A 23,674-nucleotide genomic window follows, 5' to 3' on the forward strand; every position below is an offset into this window, starting at 1 on the left:
TTTGGAAGGGAGCGTTTGAAAAAAAGTTCCGTGCCGGTTATGTTATCTGGAATATGCCGGAACAGAAGAGATTTCCGGGAGGAAAGGATAAATCATGCGGAAAACGGTACAGCAGTTGATTGAACGCCGTCCGGAACTGCGGGGATGTGCGGATGCGATTGACCGGATGATCGATCTCGCCGGCGACACCTTCGCGCGCGGCGGAACTTTGTTTACCTGCGGCAACGGCGGCAGCGCCGCGGATGCCGATCATATCTGCGGCGAACTTCTGAAAGGGTTCCTCCAGCTGCGTCCGCTTGCGTCCGACATACAGGAAGCCTTCGGAAACCGGTTCGGCGATGAGGGCAGGGAGGCGGCCGGCAAATTGCAGAACGGACTTCGTGCCGTTTCCCTGCTGAGCCACCCGGGTTTTTCCAGTGCGTTTGCGAACGACGTCGATCCGGATCTGGTTTTTGCACAGCAGCTCTGGGCGCTGGCGCGGCCGGGTGATCTGCTGCTGGCGATCTCGACCGGCGGCAATGCGTCGAATGTCAGAAAAGCGTTGATGGCCGCCGCCGTGAAGGGAGTCGGGACGATCCTTCTGACCGGAAACCGGAACGGATGCTGCGAAAAATACGCTGATTGCGTGGTGGCGGTTCCCGAAAAGGAGACGTATCGGATTCAGGAGCTGCATTTGCCGATTTATCACGCTTTCTGCATGGCGCTGGAAGCCCGTTTTTTCGGAGGCGGAGAAGAATGAAAAATGCGGCGCTTCAGCATGTGGCGATCATCATGGACGGCAACGGCCGCTGGGCCGAACGCCGGGGATTGCCGAAAACGGAGGGGCATCGGCAGGGGGCGCGGCAGGTTTCGGTGATTCTTGAAGCCGCCCGCGACGCCGGAATCCATTATCTGACGCTCTACGCGTTCAGTACCGAGAACTGGAAGCGCCCGGTCCAGGAAGTAACGGCGCTGATGAAGCTCATGGAAGAGTTTCTGGATGACAAACTGCCGGAGCTGATCGAAAAGAATGTCCGGCTGCGGACGATCGGCCGTACTGCCGATCTTCCGTCCGGCGTGAGAAAAAAACTGCTCGATGCGATCGAAACGACTTCCGGCAACACCGCCGGCGTATTGAATCTCGCTTTGAGTTACGGCGGCCGTGCCGAGATCGTCGACGGGGTGAACCGATATCTGGATGAAGCATGGAAAAGTGGCAGGAAACCGCCGAAACTGACGGAGGAGGATTTCCGTGATTGTCTTTATGCGCCGGATATCCCGGATCCCGATCTGCTGATCCGCACCAGCGGGGAGCTCCGGCTCAGTAATTTCCTGCTCTGGCAGCTTTCGTATTCGGAAATTTATGTAACCGACACCCTCTGGCCCGATTTCGGAAAAGAGGAGTTTGCCGAGGCGGTCGCTTCCTATCGAAAACGGGAGCGCAGGTTCGGCGGCCGGTAAATGACGGAAATATGACGGAAAAATAACGGAAGGAGTCCAACGTGTTCAAATACAGGGCGATCAGTTTTCCGATTCTCATTGCGCTGCTGGCGGTTATGATCTTCTGGCCGGAGTGGGGGAGATACCTGTTTGTGGTGGTGGCTTCGCTTGCCGCCGCCATGATGTTCCGGGAGATCGGCGCGATGCTGCGGAACATCGGAGTGGCGGTTTTCGAAAAAAGCACGGTTCTCTTCGGCGGCCTCTTTCTGTTTTCGATGCTTTCTTTGTCGGTGGCGCGTCAGACGGGCAGCCGGGCCATGACGATACTCTTTTTCCTGCTGCTGATGTTCTGCATGCTCGCAGTCATCTATGCCGGCTGGCTGCTGCTGCTGTTCGGGAAAGAGAAGAAGGAGAATTTCGACCGGATGCTTCGTTCCGTCGGCATTTTCCTTCTGGCGGGAACTCCGGTTTATGCGCTTTCGATGGTTTATTTCGAGGGATCGGAAGGGCCGGTTGCTCTGTTTTATGTTATGATGGTGACCAAATCGATGGATACCGGCGGATATATCTTCGGAATGCTCTCCGGCAAATACCTGCCTGGCGGCAATCATAAGATCGTCCCGTCAATCAGCCCGAAGAAATCCTGGGAAGGAACGATCGGCGGCGTTCTGCTGAGTGTGGCGGTCAGTCTGCTGTTTTACTGGTATTATGCGGAAAGTTCGAACGGGATCAGCGCTTCGCTCGCCTGGTATATTCTGGCCGGTGTGATTCTGGCGGTCGGGAGCTTTGCGGGCGATCTGACCGAGTCGGCGCTCAAGCGCACCTGCGGCGTCAAGGACTCCGGACATTGGATTCCGGGCATGGGCGGCGCGTTCGACGTGCTCGACAGTTTTATTTATAATGGTGTTATTTTCTGGATTTTGTGTCTGTTTCGCTTCTGATTTTCCGGAATGGAATTGGAAATTATGCCGAAACGTGGTACATTAATCCATTGGAAACAACCTGATGGAGGGGATAACTGCTCATGAAAGCTGAAATTTTAAATCTGCTCAACGAAGATGCGCGGATGAGCCTGAACGACCTCGCGCTGCGGACCGGCGCCACCCCCGAACAGGTGAAAGAGGCGATCGCTGCTCTCGAAAACGAGGGTGTGATCCGCGGCTATAAAGTCATTCTGAACGAAAAAGATCTCGGAGTAAGCAAGGTGCGGGCGCTGATCGAAGTCAAAGTGACTCCGCGGCGCGAGGGAGGGTTCGACCAGGTGGCGCAGCGTATCGCGCGGTACCCGGAGGTCACGGACCTGTACCTGATCTCCGGGGGATTTGATCTGTTGCTGATGGTCGAAGGCGATTCTTTACAGGATGTGGCTTCTTTCGTCTCGGCCAAACTTTCGACGATTGACGGGGTTATCTCGACGTCGACGGGATTCATGCTCAAGAAATACAAGGAATCCGGCAGGATAATGCAGAATGATGAAGAATATGAACGACTCAAAGTGTGTCCGTAAAGGGTTTGTCGCCGACCATATCAAATCGCTTCCGAAAAGCGGAATCCGGCGCTTTTTCGATCTCGTCAATACGATGGACGATGTGATCAGTCTCGGTGTCGGCGAGCCTGATTTCGTGACGCCGTGGACCATCCGGGAAACCGGTATTTTTTCTCTGGAAAAAGGTCATACCAGCTATACTTCGAATCTTGGAACGCCGGCGCTGCGCCGGGAAGTCTGCCGTTATGTGCGCGACAATTATCACGTTTCGTACCGTCCCGAAGATGAATGCATCATCACCATCGGCGTCAGTGAAGCGCTCGATATCGCCATGCGGGCGCTCCTCGACCCCGGCGACGAGGTGCTGTATACGGAACCCTGTTTCGTTTCCTACCCGGCGGAAGTGCGGATGGCGCACGGCATTCCGGTTCCGATTGAGACGAAAGTCGAAGACGCTTTTGCGCTCGATCCGGCCGTGCTGCGCCGGAAGATCACACCGCGGACCAAGGTGCTTCTGCTGAATTTTCCATGCAATCCGACCGGGGCTGTGATGCCGCTGGAAAGCCTGAAGGAGGTCGCTGCGATTGCGATGGAACACGATCTTGTGGTCATTACCGATGAGATTTATTCCGAGCTGCTGTATGAGGGTGAGCACGTTTCGATCGCTTCGCTGCCCGGCATGCGTGACCGCACGCTCTTTCTGCACGGTTTTTCAAAGGCGTTCGCCATGACCGGCTGGCGGGTCGGATATGCCTGCGGACCGCGCGAGATCATCGATGCGATGATGAAGGTCCATCAGTATGCGATCATGTGTGCGTCGACCATGGCGCAGGAGGCCGCTCTTGAGGCGCTTCGCAACGGGGAAAAGGAGATGCTCCGTATGCGTGAATCGTACTGTGAACGCCGTAATCTGATGGTGGACGGTTTAAACCGGATCGGTCTGGATTGCCTGTTGCCGAAAGGGGCGTTCTATACGTTTCCGTCGGTCAAATCCACCGGATTGAGTTCTACGGAATTCGCGGAGCAGTTGTTAAAGGCCGAAAAAGTGGCGGTGGTTCCCGGCGTCGCATTCGGCGCCTGCGGGGAAGGGTTCGTGCGCTGCTGCTATGCGACGAGCGCGTCGGACCTGATCGAGGCGATCGACCGGATGGGCCGTTTCGTGCAGTCTCTGAAACATTGACGGTTCGCGGATTCGTTTTCCCCCTGTTGGGCGGAGGCGGTTCCGCCCGATCGGCGGAGGCAGGATATGAGTCGGATTTTGCTGTTGTTGATTCTGATTGCAGGTCCGTTGCTCCCTTTGCGGGGGGAAGTGTTCATGCTTTGGCCCTGGAAGGGAGGCGGCACGGCATCCGGCGAGTCGCTGGCCGGGCAGTTGCCGGGAATTGGGCGGATGCTGCATGCGGAAAAGATGCGGGTCAACGGCGTCGATCTTCAGCTGAAGATTTCGGCGGTCAATGCGGATTTTCCTCTGCTGCTTTCCTGGCTGGCGAAGATGTTCAGGTCGGAAAATCTGCAATCCGCCGGCGGGTCGGTGAAAGTCGCCTACAAGGTCGGGCGGCAGGTGGAGCGCTGGCTGCTCGTCGACGGCGGTCCCGGAAAACCGGTCACATTGTTTCTGATCGTCGCTCCGGAAAAATTGCCGGAAGCGAAGGAGTGGCCGGAGGAACTGCCGGAACTTCCGGCCGGTGCGGTTCCGGTCCAGGTCGTCAGTTTTCCCGGCAGGAAGGCTGTGTACGGATCATTCCGGAATGCCGGCAGCGAACCGTCGAATCTGTTCCGTTCTTTATCCGCCGCATTGAAGCTGGCCGGCTGGAAGTCGCTCGGCAATGAGGCGGAGCAGCCGGATGGCGGAACCGGCGGAATTTTTCTCGGACAGAATCCGAGACGGATTCTCTGGGCCAATTACGGTTCAAACGGAAGCGGAATCTATTACAGTCGACCGTATTGAACAGAAAATGACGATTTGTTCCGTTAAAATCCAGAAATGACGGATAAATGACGGAACGATTGACAGAGGAGAAAACAGAATGAAACTTTGGCTTTGCGCTTTGCTTCTGCCGCTGATGGCCGGGTGTGCGTTGATGTCGACCTCTTATGTGGAACCGGCGGAATACGATCTTTCCGTGCCGGAGAAACCGCTGCCGGAGGTTCGTTTCGAGCTCGGCACTTTCCGGAATCTTTCGGGTTCCGACCGCCGCTTTCTGTACCGGGAAAGCGATGGAAAAATGTTTTCCGACGATTACAACCGTTGGCTTCTCTCCCCGGATCTGATGTTGGAGCGGCAGCTTCACAGGGCGCTTTCTCCCCGTGAAGAGGTCCGCACCGGCGGAAGAAACGGCCGGTTTCTGCGGTTGGGCGGAACCATTTACCGCTGCGAATTCGACCGGGGACAGAAAAAAGCCGTTCTTTCCGTCGATTATACGGTACGGGTTTATGTGGACCGCCGTCCGGTACGGACGGAAAATCTGAATGTCAGTACAGAGCAGCCGATCCGGGGGAATACGCCTGCGGCCGCTGCGGCCGCGATGTCGGAATGCATGGCCGAATCGATTGCCGCCGTCCGCGCTCTGCTGCTCGAAGTGAATCAGGACGAACAGAAAGCCAAATAAAGGATCAGAATATGGAACATTTGAATGTACCGCCCGCCAACCATGTGAAGGTTCTCGACGGACAGGGATGGGTCGGCCTCATCGATCATCTCGGCACGGAAGCGACCATCGTCAATGCCGCCCGCGTTTCGTTCGGGAAGCTGAAAAGCGAGATGGATGAGCGGGATGTGGGCCTTCTCTCCTACCTGATTGCGAATCGGCACACGAGTCCGCTTGAGCATATGGTTTTCACATTCAGCATTCATTGCCCGCTTTTCATTCGCGGGCAGTGGCACCGTCACCGTACCTGGAGCTACAATGAAATTTCCCGGCGGTATACCGAGATCGATATGGAGTTTTATACGCCGTCCATCCTGCGGCGTCAGTCGGAGAATAACCGGCAGGCGTCGTTTTTCGACCCGGAATTCGACGGAAAAGAACTGCGTGAAGAGATTCGGCGGCATAACGAAGCGAGCCTGAAACTGTATGAGCGGCTGATCGCTTCCGGCGTCTGCCGGGAACAAGCGCGCGGCGTGCTTCCCCAGAATATGATGGTGACTTTCTGGGGTACGGTGGATCTGGCGAATCTGCTGCATTTTCTCGATCTGCGCGACAGCGATCATGCCCAGGCCGAAATCCGTGAGTATGCGAAGGCGATCAAACAGCTGATCAAGCCGCTGATTCCGAATGTGGCCGCCTATTTCGAGAAGCAGGGGCAGGAGTGGTAAGATGGCGCTTTCGGTCCCGGTCATTGCGATAACGATGGGTGATCCGGCCGGAATCGGCCCGGAGCTGGCCGTCCGTATCGCCGCCGATCCGAAATGGAGCGGCCGGGCCGAATTTGTGATTTACGGTGAAGAGACGGTTCTCCGCGAAGCGGCACACCGTTGGAGCGACGGGTTTCTGCCTCGGGTCCGTCCGTCCGGAACGCTTCCGTTCGGCAGTTTTGAACTTGGGGCAGCCGACGCGCGGTGCGGACGGCTGGCCTACGATGCGCTGACTGCCGCGACGAAGGATGCGCTGGCCGGTGAGGTCGATGCGATTGTTACTGCGCCGATGAACAAATATGCGGTCAATCTGGCCGGTATTCCGTTCACCGGACATACTGAACGGATTGCGGAGCTCTGCGAATGCCGCAACTTTGTGATGATGCAGTCCTCCGGTTCGCTCCGCATGGTTTTCGTAACCTGCCATGTCAGTCTGGCCGAAGTGCCGAAACTTGCGGTTAAAGCTGAAATCATCCGGGTGGCGGAACTGCTGCATGAGGCGGTCCGCGCCGAGGGAATTGAACATCCGAGGCTCGCGGCAGCGGCGATCAATCCGCACGCCGGGGAGAACGGCTGCATGGGGCTGGAGGATGAACGCGAAACCAAGCCGGCTCTGACGGCATTGCGGAAGTCGGGAATCGATATCGAAGGGCCGTTTCCGCCGGATACGCTGTTTGTGGAGTCGATCCGGAACAGATATGACGGTCTGGTGACCATGTACCATGATCAGGGGCATATCCCGTTTAAAATGCTGGCGTTTGATTCCGGCGTGAATTCGACTCTCGGCTTGCCGGTGATCCGCACGAGTCCCGATCATGGAACTGCCTTCGATATCGCCTGGCGCGGAAAGGCGAATCCGGGCAGCATGAGTGCTGCCGTGGAACTCGCCGTTCTTCGCGCCGGGTCGCGGCACAGCAGGCGGAAGGGATGATGAAGTGAAATTCCGCTGGTGCATTCCGATCCTCTTTCTGCTGGCGGCTCCGCTGTTTGCGGAGGAAGGAATGGTGTTGAAGCCGAAGCAGGAACCGCCGCAGGTCAACGCGATTCTGGCTTCGGTAAACGGCGTGCCGATCAGTCTGATGGATATCCTGAATACGACCCGGAACAGCGAATATCAGGCTTACGCCGTATTCTCCGGCAAGCGGCTCGAGGAGGAAATTCGTAAGATTCGGCTGAAAGCCGTAAATGACCGGATCGACAAGCTTCTGGTATTGGAGGAGTTCCGGGAAAATCCGTTTCCGATTCCGAATCAGGCTGTCGAGGAGGAACTCGACAATATCGCCGAGCGCATGGGAGTGCGCTCCCGTTCGGAATTTACCCGGAGACTGCGGCAGTCCGGGACGACGATCGAAGATCTGCGCAAGGAGGTTGAGGAATATATTATCCTGCAGATGATGATCTTCGACCGGATCAGGGTGGAGTCGAACATCACGCCGCGCGAAGTTCATGAATATTTTCAGGCTCACCGGGATGAATTCGTGAAGCCGGAGAAAATCGAGCTCGCCATGATCATGCTGCGGCCTTCGGACCCGGAACTTGAGGAGAAAAGCCGGATGATCGCGGAAAAGCTTTCCGCTTCGCCGGACGCTTTTGCGGAACTCGCGAAGAAATACAGCATCGGTCCGGATGCGGAGAACGGCGGGAATCTCGGTGAAATCGAGCGGAAACGACTGCGTTCCGAATTTGCCGCGGCGATGCCGGAATTTGAAGTCGGCAAGGTTTACGGTCCGATCCGGACAGCGGATGGAGTCTCTTTTCTGCGGATTCTGGCTCATACGCCGGAGGTCAGGGGGGATTTTCGAACGTTGAGTCCGGAAATCCGGCGCCGGATTGATTTGAAGCAGCGCGAGGAGATCAAGGAAGCTTATCTTTCCGGTTTGCGTAGTAAAGCGATTATCCGGTACTTCTTCTGAAAACATTTCCCATATGTTCTGAAAGATTTGTATTTTCGCCGTTCGGAGTATATATTCCCCCTTATAGCTTATGTGGTTCATACATGGAAAATGTTAACGATATGGTATGGTGATGAAGATTTACTGCGAGAAATGCAAGAAGGTGTTTGAGGCGGAAAAACCGGAGGAGGGAAATCAGGTTTCCTGTACGTTCTGCAAGGAAAAGGTTGATTTTCCGGAATCTCCGACCTCCCCCGGCGCGGTTATCGGTGATTTTCTGATTGAAAAGGAGATCAGCAAAGGCGGCATGGGGGAAGTTTATCTCGCCAGACAGCTTTCGCTGGACCGGCCGGTCGCCCTGAAGGTTCTGCAGGCGAAGTTCCTGAACGACAAGGAGTATGTCGAATCTTTCTTCCGGGAGGCGCGTGCCGCCGGCCGGATCAGCCATCCGAACGTTGTGCAGGCTTACGCCGTCGGCGAAGAAAACGGAATCTTCTATTTCGCCATGGAGTATATCCGCGGCAAGACCATGAAGGAGATTCTGAAACAGGAGAAAACGATCGAATTCCGCAAGGCCGCGAAAATCATCCGCGAAGTCGCCAGTGCGCTTGAATGCGCATGGCGGGATGAGAAGCTGGTACATCAGGATATCAAGCCGGATAATATCATGCTTGACGCGAACGGGTTTGCAAAACTGGCGGACCTCGGGCTCGCACGGGTGGCGGGCATCAATGACAAGGAGGCGTGTGAAGGGGACGAGGTTCTCGGCACACCGCAGTATATCAGCCCGGAACAGTTGACCGGCATTCCGACTGATGTGCGCAGCGACATATACAGTCTCGGCGCAACCTTCTATCAGTTTGTGACCGGCCGTTTTCCATATGTGGCCGATTCGGCGGAAGAGATTGCCAAGATGCACGTGGCCGGCAATCTGCAGCCGCCGAAAGAGGTGAATCCGGAGTTGCCGGACGAACTGAACACCATCATCATGAAAATGATGGCACGCAATATCGAAGATCGTTATCAGACTCCGGCTACGCTGATCAAGGCGCTGGACTTATATTTGCAGAACAGCGTCCATGCCGGAGCCGGCGCGGTACCGCAGCTGAAATTCCGGTTGCCGGGAGCGGGACAGAATGCCGGTGCTCCGCGGACGCCTTTCGGCGGAGGAGCTGCAAAGACTCCGTTCGCCGCCGCAGGCGCCCGGACTCCGTTTGCCGCCAGGGGACCGGCCGCCGCGATGCCGAAAGCCAATCCGCCGAAACCGGCGGTTCCATCCGCCGTGCCGAAGGCGGTGCCGCCGAAAGCGGTAACTCCCGTTGTTGCGCCGAAAGTGGCGGCTCCCGTTGCCGCGCCGAAACCGGCGCCTTCGGTTGCTGCGGAATCATCCGGAAAAGTGACGGATGTTAAAAAACTTGATGATAAAGAAGTTAAGAAAAATAACGAAAAAAAGTCGGATGATGATGCGCTTGCTTTGAAAGTTGTTCCAAAAGCGGAAAAACCGGCAGCTCCCCCCGTCGAAACGCCGGAAGAATCCGGCAAAGGCAAGAAAAAAGAAAAAAAGAAGAAGGAAAAGGAAGACGGAGAGCGCAACATCGGAAAAACGGTTATGATGGCGATCGGCACGCTGATTATGCTGCTGATTACGCTGGGCTGTCTGGGAGGAGCGTTCTATTTTCTGGCGGCGGGGAACAAACTGCCGTCTGCCATCCAGCCATATGGCGACAAACTGGTGGCCATGATTCAGGGTAAGGAGAATAAGTTGCCGACTCTGAATCTGCCGTCCGATCCGGGTCAGAGGAAACCGGATGACAAGACGGCCGGTCCGGCGGACCTGTCGAAAACGCCGAAACCGGCGGAAGGTCAGAAACCCGAGGAACAGCCGAAGCCGAAAATCGAAACGCGCCGCGAATATCTGGCGGCGATCGACAAATTGATGGAACGGATCAGGAGCAATCCGGATGACCGTGTCGGATTTCTTGAAGAGTCCGATCGTTTCTTCCGGCAGTTCCCGAATTTTCAGACTCCGGAGGAAGAAACCGCACTGCGTCCCTTCCTGAATGCGTTTCACCGAGTGGACGAAGTTGCCCGCGTGGCGCCGGCCCGTGCGGCGGCGCATGCGGAATTTACGACGGCTCTCGGCAAACGCCATGCTGCTGCGGAAGCGGCGGAACGGGAGCTGGCGGAAAAGCAGGAAAGGGAGCGGCAGCAGAGAGAACAGGCCGAAGCGGAAAGAAAGCGTCTTGCCGAAGAGAAGGCCAAACGGGATGCTGAAGCGAAAGCGGTTGCGGCAAAACGTCTTGCCGAAGTGATGCCGAAACTGCGGCCGCTGTTTGGAAAAGTGGCGAATTCATTTCTGGTCGCGGCCCGCACCGGCAATACGATCGGTTTCAATCGCGATCTCTCTGAATTGCGCATGTTCCCGTTTGTCCCGGGAGAGAGTGCGGAGGAGATGCGGATTCTGAATCAGCTCAACACGTTCGGCAGCGACCTGCCGAATGAATTGAAGAATCTGCGCGCCTTTGTCGAACGTCTCGGCAAAATTACGCCGGACAACGACAGCTTTTCGATTGAAATGCCGAACCGCGATCTTTTGACCATCACCGGAGTAAAGCCGGATTCCATTACCGCGGTGGACGGTCTGGGAAAGCAGGTTCCGTTCGATCTCTCCGATTCGCGGGTCCGAACCATTTTCATTCAGCGTCTCGAACGGCGATTGAAGCTTCAGAAGCCTGGATTTTATCTTGATATGATGACCGGCAACTTCACGCCGGAAACGGAGCGGGAAGCCGCGGATCATGCATTTTGGAAAACTTATTACAAGCCGTTTATGACCGCCTATTTCTTTGACCGGCTCACTGCGGCGGACGCTGCTGCGAAAGCTGCTTTGGAAAAACGTTACGGAAAACTTCCGGAGTTCCAGGCGGCGTTGGAAGCGATGAAATAAGCGGATTTCGTTTTCTTCTGCCGGCGTTGTGCGATCGTGCGGCGCCGGCAGATTTTTTGTCTTCATTGAAGAAGTTGATGGAATTATAATGATTCACTTTCCGCTATTTTTCGTATCTTTTGGGGATTGAATTTTCTTCTGACCGGAGCTATATTGCGTCAAACAACCTCTGGAGGGTGCCTGCTATGAAATTCCGAATGATCCACAATAATTTCAATGTTCTCGATCTTGACAAAAGCCTCAAGTTCTATGCGGAAGCGCTGGATATGAAGGAAACGAGGAGAATTTCCGCTCCGGACGGCTCTTTCATCATCGTCTACCTGAAATGCGACAAAGGCGATCACCTGCTGGAATTGACCTGGATGCGGGATATGGACCGTCCCTACGACCTCGGCGACAACGAATTTCACCTCGCTTTCGAGACGGACGACTACGAGGCAGCCCATGCCAGACACAAAGCCATGGGCTGCATCTGCTACGAAAATCCCGAAATGGGAATCTACTTCATTTCCGATCCCGAGGGCTGTGGGGTCATAAACAAATCATACCGTCGTGCGGCATAACTTTTTTCTGATATACATTCCTCCTCCTTTTGTCTGCGCTTCCCGACAGGGTAAATTCCCTGTCGGGGATTTTTTTGCAAAAAAATAAAAAAATTATAACCAGCTGCATACGAGGATAATACTGTGTTCATTAGCTAGTGTTTTCTTGTCTGAAGACTCGAAAAACGGTAGAAAAAAACCGGAAAAAATTCCGGAAAATTTCTTAACGCTTCATAAAAAGGTGGGACAGGCGCCCGGGGACAGACCATGGTGGTTCAGTTTCCAGCGCCGAAACACAAGAAAGGTTGTGAAGCGATGAGCAAGGAAGTGAAGGCGATTATCTACGCTCGCCAGTCGTCGGGAGATGATGATGTCTCTGCAAGTGTGGAACAGCAGGTGAAAAATTGCCAGCAGTTGGCGAGGGAGTGCGGCTATTGCGTGGTGGGAATCTTTCGGGATTTGAATATATCCGGCAAATTCTACCCCGATACACCAGGCGCAAACACCATTTGCAATTTTGATATGGCACTCCGCAACTGGGCGGCTTCCACCTCGTCGATGCAGATTCGCTTCCGGCAGGGATTGGGAGAGGCATTTGCCATGCTTAAGGAAATAGATTTCATTCTTCTGGATGATTTCACCCGGCTGATGCGTCCTCTGCCGAACAGTTATCTGGAAGGATACATGAAGCAGGAATTGATCTGCAACAAAGTCAAGCTGCATTGTGTCAAGGGGGGAATCGCTGATCCGAATTCTTTTGGGGACAATATCGTCTCTTCTCTGATCTCCATGATCAACGCCAATCAGCTTGAGATCCAGCGGCAGAAAAGCAAGGCGGCATTGAAAAAACTCAAGGACGACGGTTACAGGCCTTCGGGCGCTAACATGCGGGGGTATCGCAGGATTGGCAAGCATAAGTATGAAATCGTTCCGAAAGAGGCTGATTTCATCCGGGAGGCTTTTGCAATGGGAGTCGCCAACTTCTCCTACATGGCGATCTGCCGTAAACTCAGCAAGAAATACGGGATTCATGATCTGCACTATGACACCCTGATCCCGATCTACCAGCGCCCTGAATACGCAGGGTATTGCTATAACTCGGAGGGAGAATTGATCGAGTCAAAATGCTTTGGTTCCATCCCGATCGTTACCCTCTCCCAATTTCTCCAGATGAAAGAGCGGCTCCGGAATAAACGTATTCACAACCACGACCGGAAGCACATCTATGCCTTTACTGGATTGTGTTACTGTGGCTACTGTGGAGAGCGGATGCAGATTGTGTCCTGTAACGCAATGCCGCATTCACTGGAAGCCGGATGTCGGCTGTACTACTTTGGATGTGTCAGGAACATTTATCGAGAGCATTCCCGTGATTGTGGAAAATCGCGAATCCGTTACAGTTACCCGTTCCCTTTCGGCTGGCGAGTTCCGCCGGAGCGCTGGCCTGTAACGCAGAAAACATTGGACTCACCCAGGCCGCCAGTTCCTCCCGATTTGTACAATATCGGATTACGGGAATCTCTGCTGGCGTTGATTGTAAAACCGTTGCTCGAAGAGCAGAAGCGGTTATTGTACGGCAGCAGTAATCTTGACGTTAAGATAAACCGTCTTGAACAGGAAAAAGAGCGTATCATGAGCCGTCAGAAAACGCTCGCGAATATGTTTCAGCGGGGCAGTATTCCGGACGAGCAATTTGAGCAGCTGTCAAGAGATCTGAAAAACTCCATGGAAAAGATCAGGAGTGAGCTCCTTGAACTGACCGCGACAGCCTGTGTTGACCAGAAAAAAGTGCTGGAGGAACTGAAGTTGCAACTTCATATGCTTCAGGCTGTCAAGAATGTTGAAGACAATCTGTATAAGAAACATGCGCAACAGCTGATCGAACGGATCAATATCTTTGCATATCACATTGAAATCTTTTTCCGGAACGGCAAGTCTTTTATTCTGGAACGGATTCCCAGATGGGGGGCAAGGATTATGCCGAACTGGAACTTTGTCATGCGGAGAAACAAGGCTTACATCAAATACTACTACAAGAGCTTTTATCAGGGGGACGAGCGAGAACGGGTTCTCTACGATGACAAGACGATGAATATTGTTGCGGTAGGGTGTAATCCTCGTCCTAAAGCATGGGCAGATTCTCCGAGTCGCCGTTGGAACTGGCGCACGCAGGAGATAAGTGACACCTTCCCTCTTGAGAGCACCGGAGGCCAGTCGTTTGAGGATTCGCATACCGAATAACATGGTTTCCCGCATCGTGGAGGTGGTGTTTCCGTTTCTCTTGGGGAATTTAGGGGAACAGCCGTAAACGCATGCAGAAGCCCTTTTCTGACGTTTTTTGAAAACTGATAGAGGATCTGGACTTGTCGAAAAAACGATAGCCTCATGGGACGGATGAAAGCTCAAACAACTACGCCAAAACCCGCCGTCACGATGTGCAGGATTTCAATGTGATTCTTGCCGCTGCGGGAGGTCGGTACGACTGGATGACGCCCGGAGTTGCTGATCTGAAAAATCCTCTGCAGGCAGACGAATCCGCCTTTCTCGCAACTCTTGAAGAGAAAGGTCAAATCTGAAAATGGCAAGCAGGCAGGAAACGTTCCTCTCTCTTCCGATAGATGCCCGGAGGAGGTACGCTGAATTGTACTGTCGCAAAGGGATGCGGGCGAAGGTGGGACGGTGTCGGCAATCCCGGGGGGGGGGGGGTTTGCCCCCCCCCCCCGGGATTGAGAGATCTTTAAATCAAGCGGTTCCAACAGAAAGATTAGTTTTTTCGGGACTTGTAATCAGTAAGCAATGGGCTATAGTAATTCAAATGCTTTTACTGCAATCTTTTAATAGCATGTTGTCCAAGAGGGAAGAGGTGTAGAAACGTCGTTTTTCTATCTTTTTCAAAGTTTTTAAGCCTGTTTTAAGTTCAATTATAGTTCCAAACGGGGAAAAACTGAAAATAAATTCAAGCAGGGGTGTACAATGGGGTACACGACAAGAAAGTCATTATTAGAAGAAATTCGTAGCGGAAACAATATTTCCTGGTTTGAGTTTGAACAAACTTATCGACCGCTTATTCTTTTAAGAGGCCAAGATTATAAACTCTCCGACTTGGAAAAAGAAGAACTTTGTCAACAAGTGTTACTCGACGTTTTTAAAGGAAGTTCGAATTTTCAATACAATCCCGAAAAAGGGCGTTTCCGGGACTATCTGCGTCAGTTAATTTCTCACAATGCCATTGATATCATTCGACGACGAAAGCCTTCAGAATGCCCCGTCTTTACGGAAACCGAAGACCTTTCATTGGAGTCGCAATGGGATCAAGAATGGACTCAGCACATTTTGAGTCAGGCATTGTTTAAACTTCGTGCGGAAATGAAACCTTCGCTTTATCAGGCCTTTCATTTGTACGCAATCGAAGGCAAAACCGCCGGAGAAGTTGCACACTTCTTAGGGATAAGAAAAAGTACCGTTTACGTAATAAAGAGTCGTGCCGTTGCCCGGTTGAAGCAAATCATAAGTAAAATTCAAGACGCATAACCATGAAGCATTATACCACGTATGAACTCGATCAGTTCCGAAATAGGAATGGCTCCTTGTTGGGGCGAATTCGGTGTTGGTTTCATTTGCTGCATTGTTCAAAGTGCCGAAAGCGACTTGTATTATTGCAGAAGGACGATAAGCTGATTCGTGATTTGAAAAGGGTGCTTCAATTATTCGAACCGAAGGAAAAAGCCTTACGCAAATGAAGATTTTCGATTATGAACTGATTCAAAAATGCGGTTCCGGTGCATACGGAGAAGTCTGGGTTGCTCGTACCCGCACCGGAAAGCTTGTTGCGCTGAAAATCATTGAAAAATCCGCGCAAATTTCCCGGGAGTTTGCCGGTTTGCGTAATTACTCCAGAGTTTCGGAGTTTCGATACTTGATTCGGGTTTTTCACGTAGGGGAGTCCGAAAACAAGTTATACTACATCATGGAACTGGCCGATAATCTCGGTACTGCGGAAGAGTACGTTCCGGCAACGCTTGAAAACGTATTGAAAAAGAAAGGTCGCCTTTCTCCTCAGGAAATCATTTCAATCGCGCAGAAAATCCTTCGGGGAATCTCCGTATTACACAACGCAGGATTGGTACACCGCGATATCAAGCCGGAAAATATTTTGTTCGTAAACGGAATCCCCAAGCTTTCCGATATTGGGCTGCTTCGTTCGGTTTCGCAAACGCTTACGGTAGGCGGTACGCTTGGGTTCATTCCCCCGGAAAGGATTTCTTACGCTTCATCGGAGAGAACCACCACCGACGATTTGTATGCTTTGGGAAAAGTGCTTTATTGCTGTCTTACTGGGAATAAGGTTGAAGAATGGCCTACGTTTCCCGGCACTCTTGTAAACGATGATTACCGGAAGCTGAATCGGGTAATTCTTACGGCTTGTGCAAAGAGTCGGCTTCAACGGTTTAAATCTACGGAAGAATTTGAAAACGCTCTGAACTGGGGAGTCCCGAAACGGAAATATATTTTTGCATGGTTGCGGTATTGGTACTGGATTGGCGGAGCAATAATTGGCGCAGGGTTTTTCTTTTCCGGAATTATGTTTCAAAACCAACACGAAACCGCTCCCCCACCGGAAGAAAAGCCTCTTGTTCTCGGAGAAATTGCAAATCGCGTAAACTTTGACTTTGTTGTTTCTGATGGCACGGATGAACATAACACCGGCTCTTTTGAAGACCCCGTGTACCGGAAATACTCTCCGTTTAAACTGGATAAGGAACCACGCTTACGAGAAACCGTCTTTATTGATGATTTTGACCGCTGGACGCATTGGGAAAATGAAAACACTCATGGGTTCAATATTTACCGAAACGTTCTTTCGATCGGGAATCGCGGTACCATTTACTTGAAGCACCCGATTGTAAGCCCTTACGCAATCCGTTTTGAACTTGATTGTTCCAAACTGGTTGGGAGAGTTGGTTTTCGTGTATCCGCATTCGACCGTCAGAAGCGTGAACGTTCCTATTATCAATTTTCATTGAACGGTTCAGAGAATGGCGAAATAACGCTTCTCCCATTGGAGTACCAGCCAGAAAATGACCGCAAAATAACCTTCAAACCCATTCGGCAACCCGAAGTCCTTACCGGTTTCCGTACCGTCGAAATGGCGCAAACGGAGCATTTCTTTCGACTTTATATTGACGGGAAGCTGATGTTGCACGCACCTTCTTTCTTTTTTGGAGGGACGTTTGGAATAAGTGCGGAGCGTGGTTCTGTTCGAGAAGCGGTTCATATTCGAAATCTTCGAATCTTTCAAATCAAATTTACGCCGGGGTGTCCGGAGGAAAGACAGTACCATCTCCCCGACTTCAAAAAAAATTGAAAAAATTTTCGATTTCATTGAAAGAAATCCCCGGATTACAACGCAATGTTCTTTGAAAGGAGGAAAAGTACATTTAAAAAAGCTGAATCCGGTTGACAAAGCTCTTTTTTATGGTAGATTGATAAAAGGAAGTCGTTCGTAAACCTTAAAAAGAGATTTGGGAAAATGTTAAAGTAACATTTTTTACAACTGGCGTCGCTCAGAACTACCACTCTACTATACGCCAAAAGATGAATGCCGTTGTAGGGCGCTTGCGTTTTGCAGGCGTACCTGCTCGCATGATTCATCTTTGGCTGTGGTAGGCCGTGAGCGACCGTGTGTAACAGGTACGCCTTCTTTTATTTTTAATGAGGGCGCACCGTAAACCATAGCAAGTAAAGGAGCTACGCTATGAAGTTTGTCCTGAGTCGCAAAGGAGCCGATTCCCAGTTCGGAGGAAAGCCCAGTCCGGTCTTGCCTGATGGTACAATGCTTTCGCTGCCCATCCCGGAGCAGAACACTGCCGGTGTTATGTTTGATTCCAACAGAAAGTTTGAAGACCTTGCTTTGCGTGGTTTTTCGGGACTTTCGGGATATTACCACCTTGATCCCGATATTCGCAAAGAACTTTACAAGTCCGTTCCGGAAAACTGGGTACCGTGTTTTGGACAATGCGACGCAGCGCAAACTCACCTTTCCAACAACGAAATCGGGGCAGGGGACGTATTTTTGTTTTTTGGTTTGTTTCAAAAAGTGGACGAGCACTTCAACTATACCGGAAAGCCGTTTCATGCGCTCTGGGGTTACATGCAAGTTGATAAAGTGATTTCCGACCCGGAGGAAATAAAAGAGTATTCCTGGCACCCCCATGCACAGGAGCGTTATCAGGATAAAAGCGTTACCAACAACACCCTTTACGTCGGTAGCGAGTTCCTTTCGTTCGGAGAAGGTAAACTTCCCGGCTACGGAGTCTTTAATTGGGACGACCGACTTGCCCTTACAAAGAAAGATTCCGATTGCCTTACGCACTGGGATTACGAATCGATTCCCTGGGTAAACAAGGAGTCGGGACAGTGCAATATGACTTACCATACTGCGGAAAGCAGTTTCTGCCCGGAATATTTTCAAAGCGCAAGCCGAGGACAGGAGTTTGTTATTACGGAAAGTGCAACTCCCGTGGTCGAAAAAAGATTGTTGGAAATTCTTTTGAAAGACTGAAAATAATGTTCAGCGGTAGGCGTAATCCGGGACGAGTGGCTTATTACGATTATAAGCTCAGCGTTGTTAAAGAAATCGTATGCAAGTGGTTGCGAAAAGTTCCTGCCGAGAAATTCAGCAGTTACCAGTATACCCTTTACTACGAGAACGACGAGAAACTTTACTCTGATCCGTATGTAAAGCGATGTTTTCTGGCAAAAATTCGGGGTGCAAAAAATCCCTTCGAAATTGCCGACTTGCTTATTTCGCTTGATTTTTCAGGAAATGCGCTGGAAATATTTTTGTGTTCCCGCATTGCTTTAGAAAACTGGCGTCATGCAAAAGTTTTAATCCAGTACGTTACGGATGAAGAAAAGGCAAAATCCTTGAACAAGGTTTACAATGATAGTCTTGACAAAGGGCTTGACAATGTTGTTCGTTACTCTTCCGACAACGAACCGATTACGTTAACACAAAATAAGGTTTCCCCGGAGGATATTTTGAGCGTTCCGGAATATCCTCTAATTTTGTCTGAAAATACTTAACGGCTTCATAAGTATTTGGCAAACTCAAATACAAGGAGATTAACGTGGCTCATTTCAGTTTCTGTTGCCCCGTAATGTGGTGAGTGCATTCGTTTGGAGGAAGAATGGCGTGGTTTGAGAGCATATTACGCCTCTTTTTGAAATCTTTGATTTCAGCATGTTTTAAACTGAAAAAACGGAACTAGGAGATTACCGTGGCGAGTTTTACCTTTCATTGTTCGCAATGCAATCAAATCCTTGAAGCACAAGAAGAATGGCGGGGTCAAGAAACTCGGTGCCCATTTTGTTCTGCAATGATCAAAATTCCAGCCATTGTACAGTGCTGCCCTATCAAACCGCAGTTTCTTGCTTCAAATGAACGGAAATGCCCGAAATGCGGTGAAATCATAAAAAAAGAAGCTGTTTTCTGTCGTTGGTGCAAGCAGTATATTTCACCACAAAATTTTAACTCATACGCCAATATGCCCCCAAATGTTGGTACATACGGACAGGACACCAAAATTTCTTTGACAGAGCGCCTTTGCGGTCGCCATGCGGCACAAACGGGGAAATTTAGCGTTGGGGTTGTTCTTGGTTGTGCATTTGCAGTCATGATTATGCCTATTGTCGGTTGGTTGTTTCTGGTCTTGGGAATTATTCTTATTTGCAAAGGAGAGTCAAAATATTCTGCATCTTTAGGAACAGGGCTTATATGTTTCTGGATAGCTTCTCTTTTTGCATTGGGATTCTGGATTTCAATTTTCAAATAGTTCTCTTTTTGATTATGGGAGGACAATAATTATTTATCGGTTACGATTACATTCCTAATAGCTCTGAAAATTTTTAATATAATATTACCAAATGGTAGTCGAAAATGAAGCCCACGAAAGGAAAAGAAAATGGCTGAAATGAAATTTTATTGTCCAGTTTGTGGCAAACATATTGCTGCAGATGATTCTTTAAGAGGGGTAAAAGTGGACTGCCCGCATTGTAACAAAGAAATTATTGTTCCGCAAACTATTCCGTTTGACGACAAAAATTCCTATGAGCTAAAAGAGATAAGACTGTCTGCACCTTTAAAAGATGTCAGAACGATCAAGTCGGGTGAAAAAGTATGTCCATTCTGCGGAGAGGCAATAAAGGAAGAAGCAATTTTCTGCAGATTCTGCAAAAAGGATTTAATTGAACAAAAGAAAATCAAGTTTATTTGTCAATACTGTGCAGAAGAAGTTGAAATTGAAGATAATCAAGATAAAGAAGCTTTTTGTCCCTTTTGCGGACAAAAACTATCAGTAAGGAATAGTTTTCCGCAGAATATAAGAGAAACGAATTCCGTGAAAATACAATCAATAAATTATTCCCCATTGAATCTTTCTCTCTTCCAATATTTCTTGCAAGCAGTTACGAAGAAATATTGCAATTATAAGGACCGAGCACGTAGAAAGGAATTTTGGGGAACAATGCTTTTTTTAACGTTTTTTGGCGTTCTTTCCAGGCTATTTGCTATAGTCGGAACAGCCACTCATGACGAAACTCTTATTAATTTGGGGGCTGTTATAACTTTTCTATTTTCTTTGGCAACGATTGTTCCGCAAGCCTGTGTTTTGTCAAGGCGTGCAAATGATATTGGACTGAATGGTTTCACCCTTATGGTAGTTTCACTATGCATCGGAGGATTAACAATTTTGAATTCAATTATAACGCTTTGCGAAATAGAGAATAACATTCTTCCTGTTTTTTTAACTATTGTGGGATACTTATGGGGAATCGTTTTCATTGTAATTGGTTGTATTAGAGGACAAGAAGGCGAAAACAAATATGGAGCTGACCCATTACAATGAATCTCGTTAAAGTTTCCAATGCCTGGGGTGCGTTTCGGCGCAGTCTTGATGTTGTGATTCGTTGCGGTCGGTATGAAAATATCAACCAGCAGTTTGAATTGCACCCCGATTTTCGGCACAAGGACTTGAACGATATGATAAATTACCTTGACTCCGCAATCAAGAATCTTCAAAGTGTTCTGAAGGAATCGCAGAGATAATCTGCCCTCAAATAAGGGGAGGCCGATCTTATTGCAAAATGTCCCCTCAATGATTATCAACTGATGATAGGAGTTTTTTGCTATGAAAGCATTCTACTACATTATTGCGTTCAGCACAGCGATATTTACTGTCGTCAACAGTTATTCTGCTGATAAATTTTTCAGAAAACTTGGTAAATATGAAGATGTGACAATTATAGGAGTGGATCGGGAAGGTGTTCGTATTATGCACGCTTATGGGTCTACTCGTATTACAGAAGACGAATTAAACGATTCGGAAAAAACGCATCTTCAGGAAGAATTGGATGAAGTAAAGACATTGAAGCAGAAATATCAAGAAGAAAGGGAAGCATTTCTTAAATATCAGAAAAAGCAAAGAAATGAATATGAAAAACAAGCTAAAGCTCAAACAGAAGAACTTACTGCATTGATTCAGAGAATTGAGCAAATGAACGCTGCTGATGCACTTAAAATGCTTGGCGAGAAATTCGCTACTGAACCGTTTAGCAACAAGCTTTCTGTCAAAATGCTGAATAGCTACAAATTTGCCACAAATAGACAAGAAATTCCTGCATTGATTAAGAAACTCAAAGAATCATATAAACGAAAATTGGAAGAACAAAACGCCGCGGCGGAACAAGCTAGAAAACAGGAAAATGTAAAGAAGGCAATCATTGCATTAGATCAATTACTAACTGATTTCGATAGTACATCTGAACAGTATTCAACATGCGAATACACAGACACTTTTTCTCGCATGATGACAGATTTTGAATGCAAGGCTAATGAAATCAAAGCATGGCACCCGGGGTTGAGTTCTGCTGAAAGCAATTTTTTAAATCAAGTCATTTTGGCTTACAGTTTTTTAAATAGCGGGTATAAATATCTTAGTTTGTCCAGTCGCTCATCCGACTTAGGGTTCTTTAGCGATGCAAGAAAATATTTAAATGAAGCTCAACGTTGCAAAGAAAAAGCTAATCAATATTATGAGAACGCTCAAGATTGGTTAAATACCGTTCGTTTTCAGCAGATGAAACAACGGTTTTTAACGATGAGAAACAAAGAAATAGATGAACCTAAACAACAAATACAGAAAGAGCCAGTAAAAAAATATGATGAAATGGCTGGTTGTACTTATTATTATAGCGACCTAGCTACTCATTCTAATGTTACCCAATTATTAGAAGAGACGAATTGGCGTAATCCATATTATTTTTCAATAGAAATTATTCTTGTAGAAAAAGATACATTGCGAATACCGCAGTTGCTTTTTCATACTAACATAGGAAATGTTCCTGTTAATGAATTGCTGATCCTTTTTGAATCTGGTACCTCAACTTCATTTCGCCCGAGCCAAGTTGACGTACGAGAACAAAACAACCCTTTCGGTCGCGGGGTTGGTCATGCAAAGTACTTCATTCTTGCTTTAAAAAAAGACGACTATTTAAAATATTTTGTTGAAGATGTCCCCCAAAAGATTCGATTTATTGCTGGCCTGAAAAAATATGAAGAGACACTTACGGCCTCTCAAAAAATCGCGATTCAGCAAATGGCTCACTTTTTCAAGGAAAGGCAATGGTAAAACACTTAGATCACATCTATTATTGCTCCTACAGTTTAATACTTGTAACCAAGGCTATCTATGACAAAGGCTACATCGAGATTTACCAGTGTGAGCAGTATCCCGAGACTTTCCGGAACTGCGACTATGTTTTCTGTTTCATCGGTGAAGAAGGCAACTCTGCAACGTTCCTCGGGTGTTATTGAAACAGTTTACCGTAATATTTCAATAAAAAATTCCATCCGCTTCATATCAATGCAGGGCGTCAATCAGGATGCCTGCTAACATGAAGGGATGTTACCATGGAGAAACGAAAACTGACTCCGGGGCCGTGGGGCGTAAGTGCGTCTCAATTCGAACAAATCAAGGATTTGCTGGTTCGTTGGATGAAATCCGCTCCGACAGATGACTTTATCGGGTGTGATGAGGCTCCCTGTCTGGAAGACAATGAAAACGCATGGAAATATAAGCCGCGCTACATCAAAACATGTTACCTGCGCGGACTGCGTGAATTGAGCCACATCAGCGAGATTCCATATTACCTGTCTTTCGTGAATCATTGCGACCTCCCGGAACTGCTGGTAACCTTTCTCTGTTCAAAGACCGCGATGAAGAATGCCGGACTGGTTCAACCGTTGATTGATTACATTGACAATGATGAACACGCCATGCGAATCGCGTCCAATTACGAGGAACTGCTGCGTGGCGGTTTGGAGAAGCTCTATTGGTTCAATCCGTATTCTCATGAAAAGGAATCCTTGACAACGTTTTTTCAACGTGTCAAACCGGAAGAGCGGCTGCATAAAGTCGAATGTTACTTTATGCTTGAACCCCTGTACAGCTTTGACTCGGATAAGCTGTTGCAGGAGAGAAACGGCAAAATCTCAAAAAAAGCGTTGTCGTTTCGAATGCTCAAGCAGAAATAAGCTGTTATTTCTTGTGGCTATGATTCTGTGACGCAGTTTCAGATTATAAGGTGACGGCTTCCGTTTCTGCGAAAAAATTTTTGCTCCCAGCGAAATACAGGGCGGTTGATTCTTACAGGATCAACCGCCCTGCTGCTTTTTCTCTTTCCGTCTAGACCGTCAGGAAGTTCTTTCGGCTTTCGATTCTCATAAGATGTTTTCCCGGCCGCCATAAAACAAGGGGGGCCGGGGGGCTCCCCGCCTCTTCATCCCATTCTCATCCAGAATCCAGGTTGTCCGAGTTTTACTATCCTGATGAATACTAGGGGGGAGGGGGGGAGTTTTTTTCCTCTTCTTTTGAAAAATAAGATGTTAAAAAAAAGAAAAAGCAAGAAAATGAAAAGTATCTCCCCCCTCTCCCCCTCTCCCCCCATATATTTTCATATAGCCCCCCTTTTGAA

21 protein-coding genes are annotated in these 23,674 nt (G+C 49.4%); all 21 read left to right on the plus strand.

Annotated features, from left to right (window positions below; all coding sequences use genetic code 11):
• The first annotated feature begins 94 nt into the window (after window positions 1-94).
• The 21 genes from FYJ85_RS04540 (at window position 95) to FYJ85_RS04640 (ending at window position 23,234) form a co-directional block, all read left to right on the plus strand.
• A complete protein-coding gene (locus FYJ85_RS04540) occupies window positions 95-739 on the plus strand; it encodes a D-sedoheptulose-7-phosphate isomerase (protein ID WP_154417118.1) in 645 nt (214 codons plus the stop codon).
• Complete coding sequence (locus FYJ85_RS04545; protein ID WP_106053888.1) at window positions 736-1,440, plus strand: isoprenyl transferase; 705 nt, start codon at window positions 736-738, stop codon at window positions 1,438-1,440. Before FYJ85_RS04540 ends, FYJ85_RS04545 begins: the two co-directional genes overlap by 4 nt.
• 41 nt (window positions 1,441-1,481) lie before the next feature.
• On the plus strand, window positions 1,482-2,360 hold the full coding sequence (locus FYJ85_RS04550) for a phosphatidate cytidylyltransferase (RefSeq protein ID WP_154417119.1): 879 nt from the start codon (window positions 1,482-1,484) through the stop codon (window positions 2,358-2,360).
• Between the two features lie 83 nt (window positions 2,361-2,443).
• The gene (locus tag FYJ85_RS04555; RefSeq protein WP_106053886.1) at window positions 2,444-2,926 is read left to right on the plus strand and encodes an Lrp/AsnC family transcriptional regulator; all 483 of its coding nucleotides are present in this window, start codon (window positions 2,444-2,446) and stop codon (window positions 2,924-2,926) included.
• Entirely contained in the window at window positions 2,889-4,085 is a 1,197-nt protein-coding gene (locus tag FYJ85_RS04560) for an aminotransferase class I/II-fold pyridoxal phosphate-dependent enzyme (RefSeq protein ID WP_235903101.1), read from the plus strand. The genes FYJ85_RS04555 and FYJ85_RS04560 overlap by 38 nt, the downstream gene beginning before the upstream one ends.
• A 135-nt stretch (window positions 4,086-4,220) precedes the next feature.
• Window positions 4,221-4,853, plus strand: coding sequence for a hypothetical protein (locus tag FYJ85_RS04565; RefSeq protein ID WP_154417120.1), 633 nt, complete (start codon window positions 4,221-4,223; stop codon window positions 4,851-4,853).
• Window positions 4,854-4,932: 79 nt separating this feature from the next.
• A complete protein-coding gene (locus FYJ85_RS04570; protein WP_106053883.1) occupies window positions 4,933-5,514 on the plus strand; it encodes an ABC-type transport auxiliary lipoprotein family protein in 582 nt (193 codons plus the stop codon).
• Between the two features lie 11 nt (window positions 5,515-5,525).
• The gene (gene thyX, locus FYJ85_RS04575; RefSeq protein ID WP_158704070.1) at window positions 5,526-6,221 is read left to right on the plus strand and encodes an FAD-dependent thymidylate synthase; all 696 of its coding nucleotides are present in this window, start codon (window positions 5,526-5,528) and stop codon (window positions 6,219-6,221) included.
• A gap of 1 nt (window position 6,222) precedes the next feature.
• A complete protein-coding gene (pdxA, locus tag FYJ85_RS04580; RefSeq protein WP_106053881.1) occupies window positions 6,223-7,191 on the plus strand; it encodes a 4-hydroxythreonine-4-phosphate dehydrogenase PdxA in 969 nt (322 codons plus the stop codon).
• A gap of 4 nt (window positions 7,192-7,195) precedes the next feature.
• On the plus strand, window positions 7,196-8,173 hold the full coding sequence (locus FYJ85_RS04585) for a peptidylprolyl isomerase (RefSeq protein WP_158704069.1): 978 nt from the start codon (window positions 7,196-7,198) through the stop codon (window positions 8,171-8,173).
• A gap of 106 nt (window positions 8,174-8,279) precedes the next feature.
• On the plus strand, window positions 8,280-11,099 hold the full coding sequence (locus FYJ85_RS04590) for a serine/threonine protein kinase (protein ID WP_154417121.1): 2,820 nt from the start codon (window positions 8,280-8,282) through the stop codon (window positions 11,097-11,099).
• A 185-nt stretch (window positions 11,100-11,284) separates the two neighbouring features.
• Window positions 11,285-11,662 (plus strand): VOC family protein, encoded by a 378-nt coding sequence (locus tag FYJ85_RS04595; RefSeq protein ID WP_154417122.1) that lies wholly within the window; start codon window positions 11,285-11,287, stop codon window positions 11,660-11,662.
• Between the two features lie 246 nt (window positions 11,663-11,908).
• The gene (locus FYJ85_RS04600; protein WP_154417123.1) at window positions 11,909-13,882 is read left to right on the plus strand and encodes a recombinase family protein; all 1,974 of its coding nucleotides are present in this window, start codon (window positions 11,909-11,911) and stop codon (window positions 13,880-13,882) included.
• Window positions 13,883-14,614: 732 nt separating this feature from the next.
• On the plus strand, window positions 14,615-15,172 hold the full coding sequence (locus FYJ85_RS04605) for an RNA polymerase sigma factor (RefSeq protein WP_154417124.1): 558 nt from the start codon (window positions 14,615-14,617) through the stop codon (window positions 15,170-15,172).
• A 205-nt stretch (window positions 15,173-15,377) separates the two neighbouring features.
• Entirely contained in the window at window positions 15,378-17,006 is a 1,629-nt protein-coding gene (locus FYJ85_RS04610; protein ID WP_154417125.1) for a serine/threonine-protein kinase, read from the plus strand.
• Window positions 17,007-17,396: 390 nt separating this feature from the next.
• Window positions 17,397-18,203 carry an Nmad3 family putative nucleotide modification protein gene (locus FYJ85_RS04615; RefSeq protein ID WP_154417126.1) on the plus strand — a complete coding sequence of 269 codons (807 nt, stop codon included), beginning with the start codon at window positions 17,397-17,399 and terminating at the stop codon, window positions 18,201-18,203.
• A 35-nt stretch (window positions 18,204-18,238) separates the two neighbouring features.
• Entirely contained in the window at window positions 18,239-18,727 is a 489-nt protein-coding gene (locus FYJ85_RS04620; RefSeq protein ID WP_154417127.1) for a hypothetical protein, read from the plus strand.
• A 194-nt stretch (window positions 18,728-18,921) separates the two neighbouring features.
• Window positions 18,922-19,476, plus strand: a complete 555-nt coding sequence (locus FYJ85_RS04625) for a zinc ribbon domain-containing protein (protein ID WP_154417128.1) — start codon at window positions 18,922-18,924, stop codon at window positions 19,474-19,476.
• 129 nt (window positions 19,477-19,605) lie between these two features.
• Entirely contained in the window at window positions 19,606-20,547 is a 942-nt protein-coding gene (locus FYJ85_RS04630; protein WP_154417129.1) for a DUF805 domain-containing protein, read from the plus strand.
• Window positions 20,548-20,829: 282 nt separating this feature from the next.
• Window positions 20,830-22,329 (plus strand): hypothetical protein, encoded by a 1,500-nt coding sequence (locus FYJ85_RS04635; protein ID WP_154417130.1) that lies wholly within the window; start codon window positions 20,830-20,832, stop codon window positions 22,327-22,329.
• 281 nt (window positions 22,330-22,610) lie between these two features.
• Window positions 22,611-23,234, plus strand: a complete 624-nt coding sequence (locus tag FYJ85_RS04640) for a hypothetical protein (RefSeq protein ID WP_154417131.1) — start codon at window positions 22,611-22,613, stop codon at window positions 23,232-23,234.
• The last annotated feature ends 440 nt before the right edge of the window (window positions 23,235-23,674 follow it).

The sequence above is a fragment of the Victivallis lenta genome (assembly GCF_009695545.1).
Classification (GTDB): domain Bacteria; phylum Verrucomicrobiota; class Lentisphaeria; order Victivallales; family Victivallaceae; genus Victivallis; species Victivallis lenta.

Coding starts and splice junctions, on each gene's coding strand:
- FYJ85_RS04540 (WP_154417118.1), top strand. CDS start 95: ATGCGGAAAACGGTACAGCAGTTGATTGAACGCCGTCCGGAACTGCGG.
- FYJ85_RS04545 (WP_106053888.1), top strand. CDS start 736: ATGAAAAATGCGGCGCTTCAGCATGTGGCGATCATCATGGACGGCAAC.
- FYJ85_RS04555 (WP_106053886.1), top strand. CDS start 2,444: ATGAAAGCTGAAATTTTAAATCTGCTCAACGAAGATGCGCGGATGAGC.
- FYJ85_RS04560 (WP_235903101.1), top strand. CDS start 2,889: ATGATGAAGAATATGAACGACTCAAAGTGTGTCCGTAAAGGGTTTGTC.
- FYJ85_RS04565 (WP_154417120.1), top strand. CDS start 4,221: ATGCTTTGGCCCTGGAAGGGAGGCGGCACGGCATCCGGCGAGTCGCTG.
- FYJ85_RS04570 (WP_106053883.1), top strand. CDS start 4,933: ATGAAACTTTGGCTTTGCGCTTTGCTTCTGCCGCTGATGGCCGGGTGT.
- thyX (WP_158704070.1), top strand. CDS start 5,526: ATGGAACATTTGAATGTACCGCCCGCCAACCATGTGAAGGTTCTCGAC.
- pdxA (WP_106053881.1), top strand. CDS start 6,223: ATGGCGCTTTCGGTCCCGGTCATTGCGATAACGATGGGTGATCCGGCC.
- FYJ85_RS04590 (WP_154417121.1), top strand. CDS start 8,280: ATGGTGATGAAGATTTACTGCGAGAAATGCAAGAAGGTGTTTGAGGCG.
- FYJ85_RS04595 (WP_154417122.1), top strand. CDS start 11,285: ATGAAATTCCGAATGATCCACAATAATTTCAATGTTCTCGATCTTGAC.
- FYJ85_RS04600 (WP_154417123.1), top strand. CDS start 11,909: ATGGTGGTTCAGTTTCCAGCGCCGAAACACAAGAAAGGTTGTGAAGCG.
- FYJ85_RS04605 (WP_154417124.1), top strand. CDS start 14,615: ATGGGGTACACGACAAGAAAGTCATTATTAGAAGAAATTCGTAGCGGA.
- FYJ85_RS04610 (WP_154417125.1), top strand. CDS start 15,378: ATGAAGATTTTCGATTATGAACTGATTCAAAAATGCGGTTCCGGTGCA.
- FYJ85_RS04615 (WP_154417126.1), top strand. CDS start 17,397: ATGAAGTTTGTCCTGAGTCGCAAAGGAGCCGATTCCCAGTTCGGAGGA.
- FYJ85_RS04630 (WP_154417129.1), top strand. CDS start 19,606: ATGGCTGAAATGAAATTTTATTGTCCAGTTTGTGGCAAACATATTGCT.
- FYJ85_RS04635 (WP_154417130.1), top strand. CDS start 20,830: ATGAAAGCATTCTACTACATTATTGCGTTCAGCACAGCGATATTTACT.
- FYJ85_RS04640 (WP_154417131.1), top strand. CDS start 22,611: ATGGAGAAACGAAAACTGACTCCGGGGCCGTGGGGCGTAAGTGCGTCT.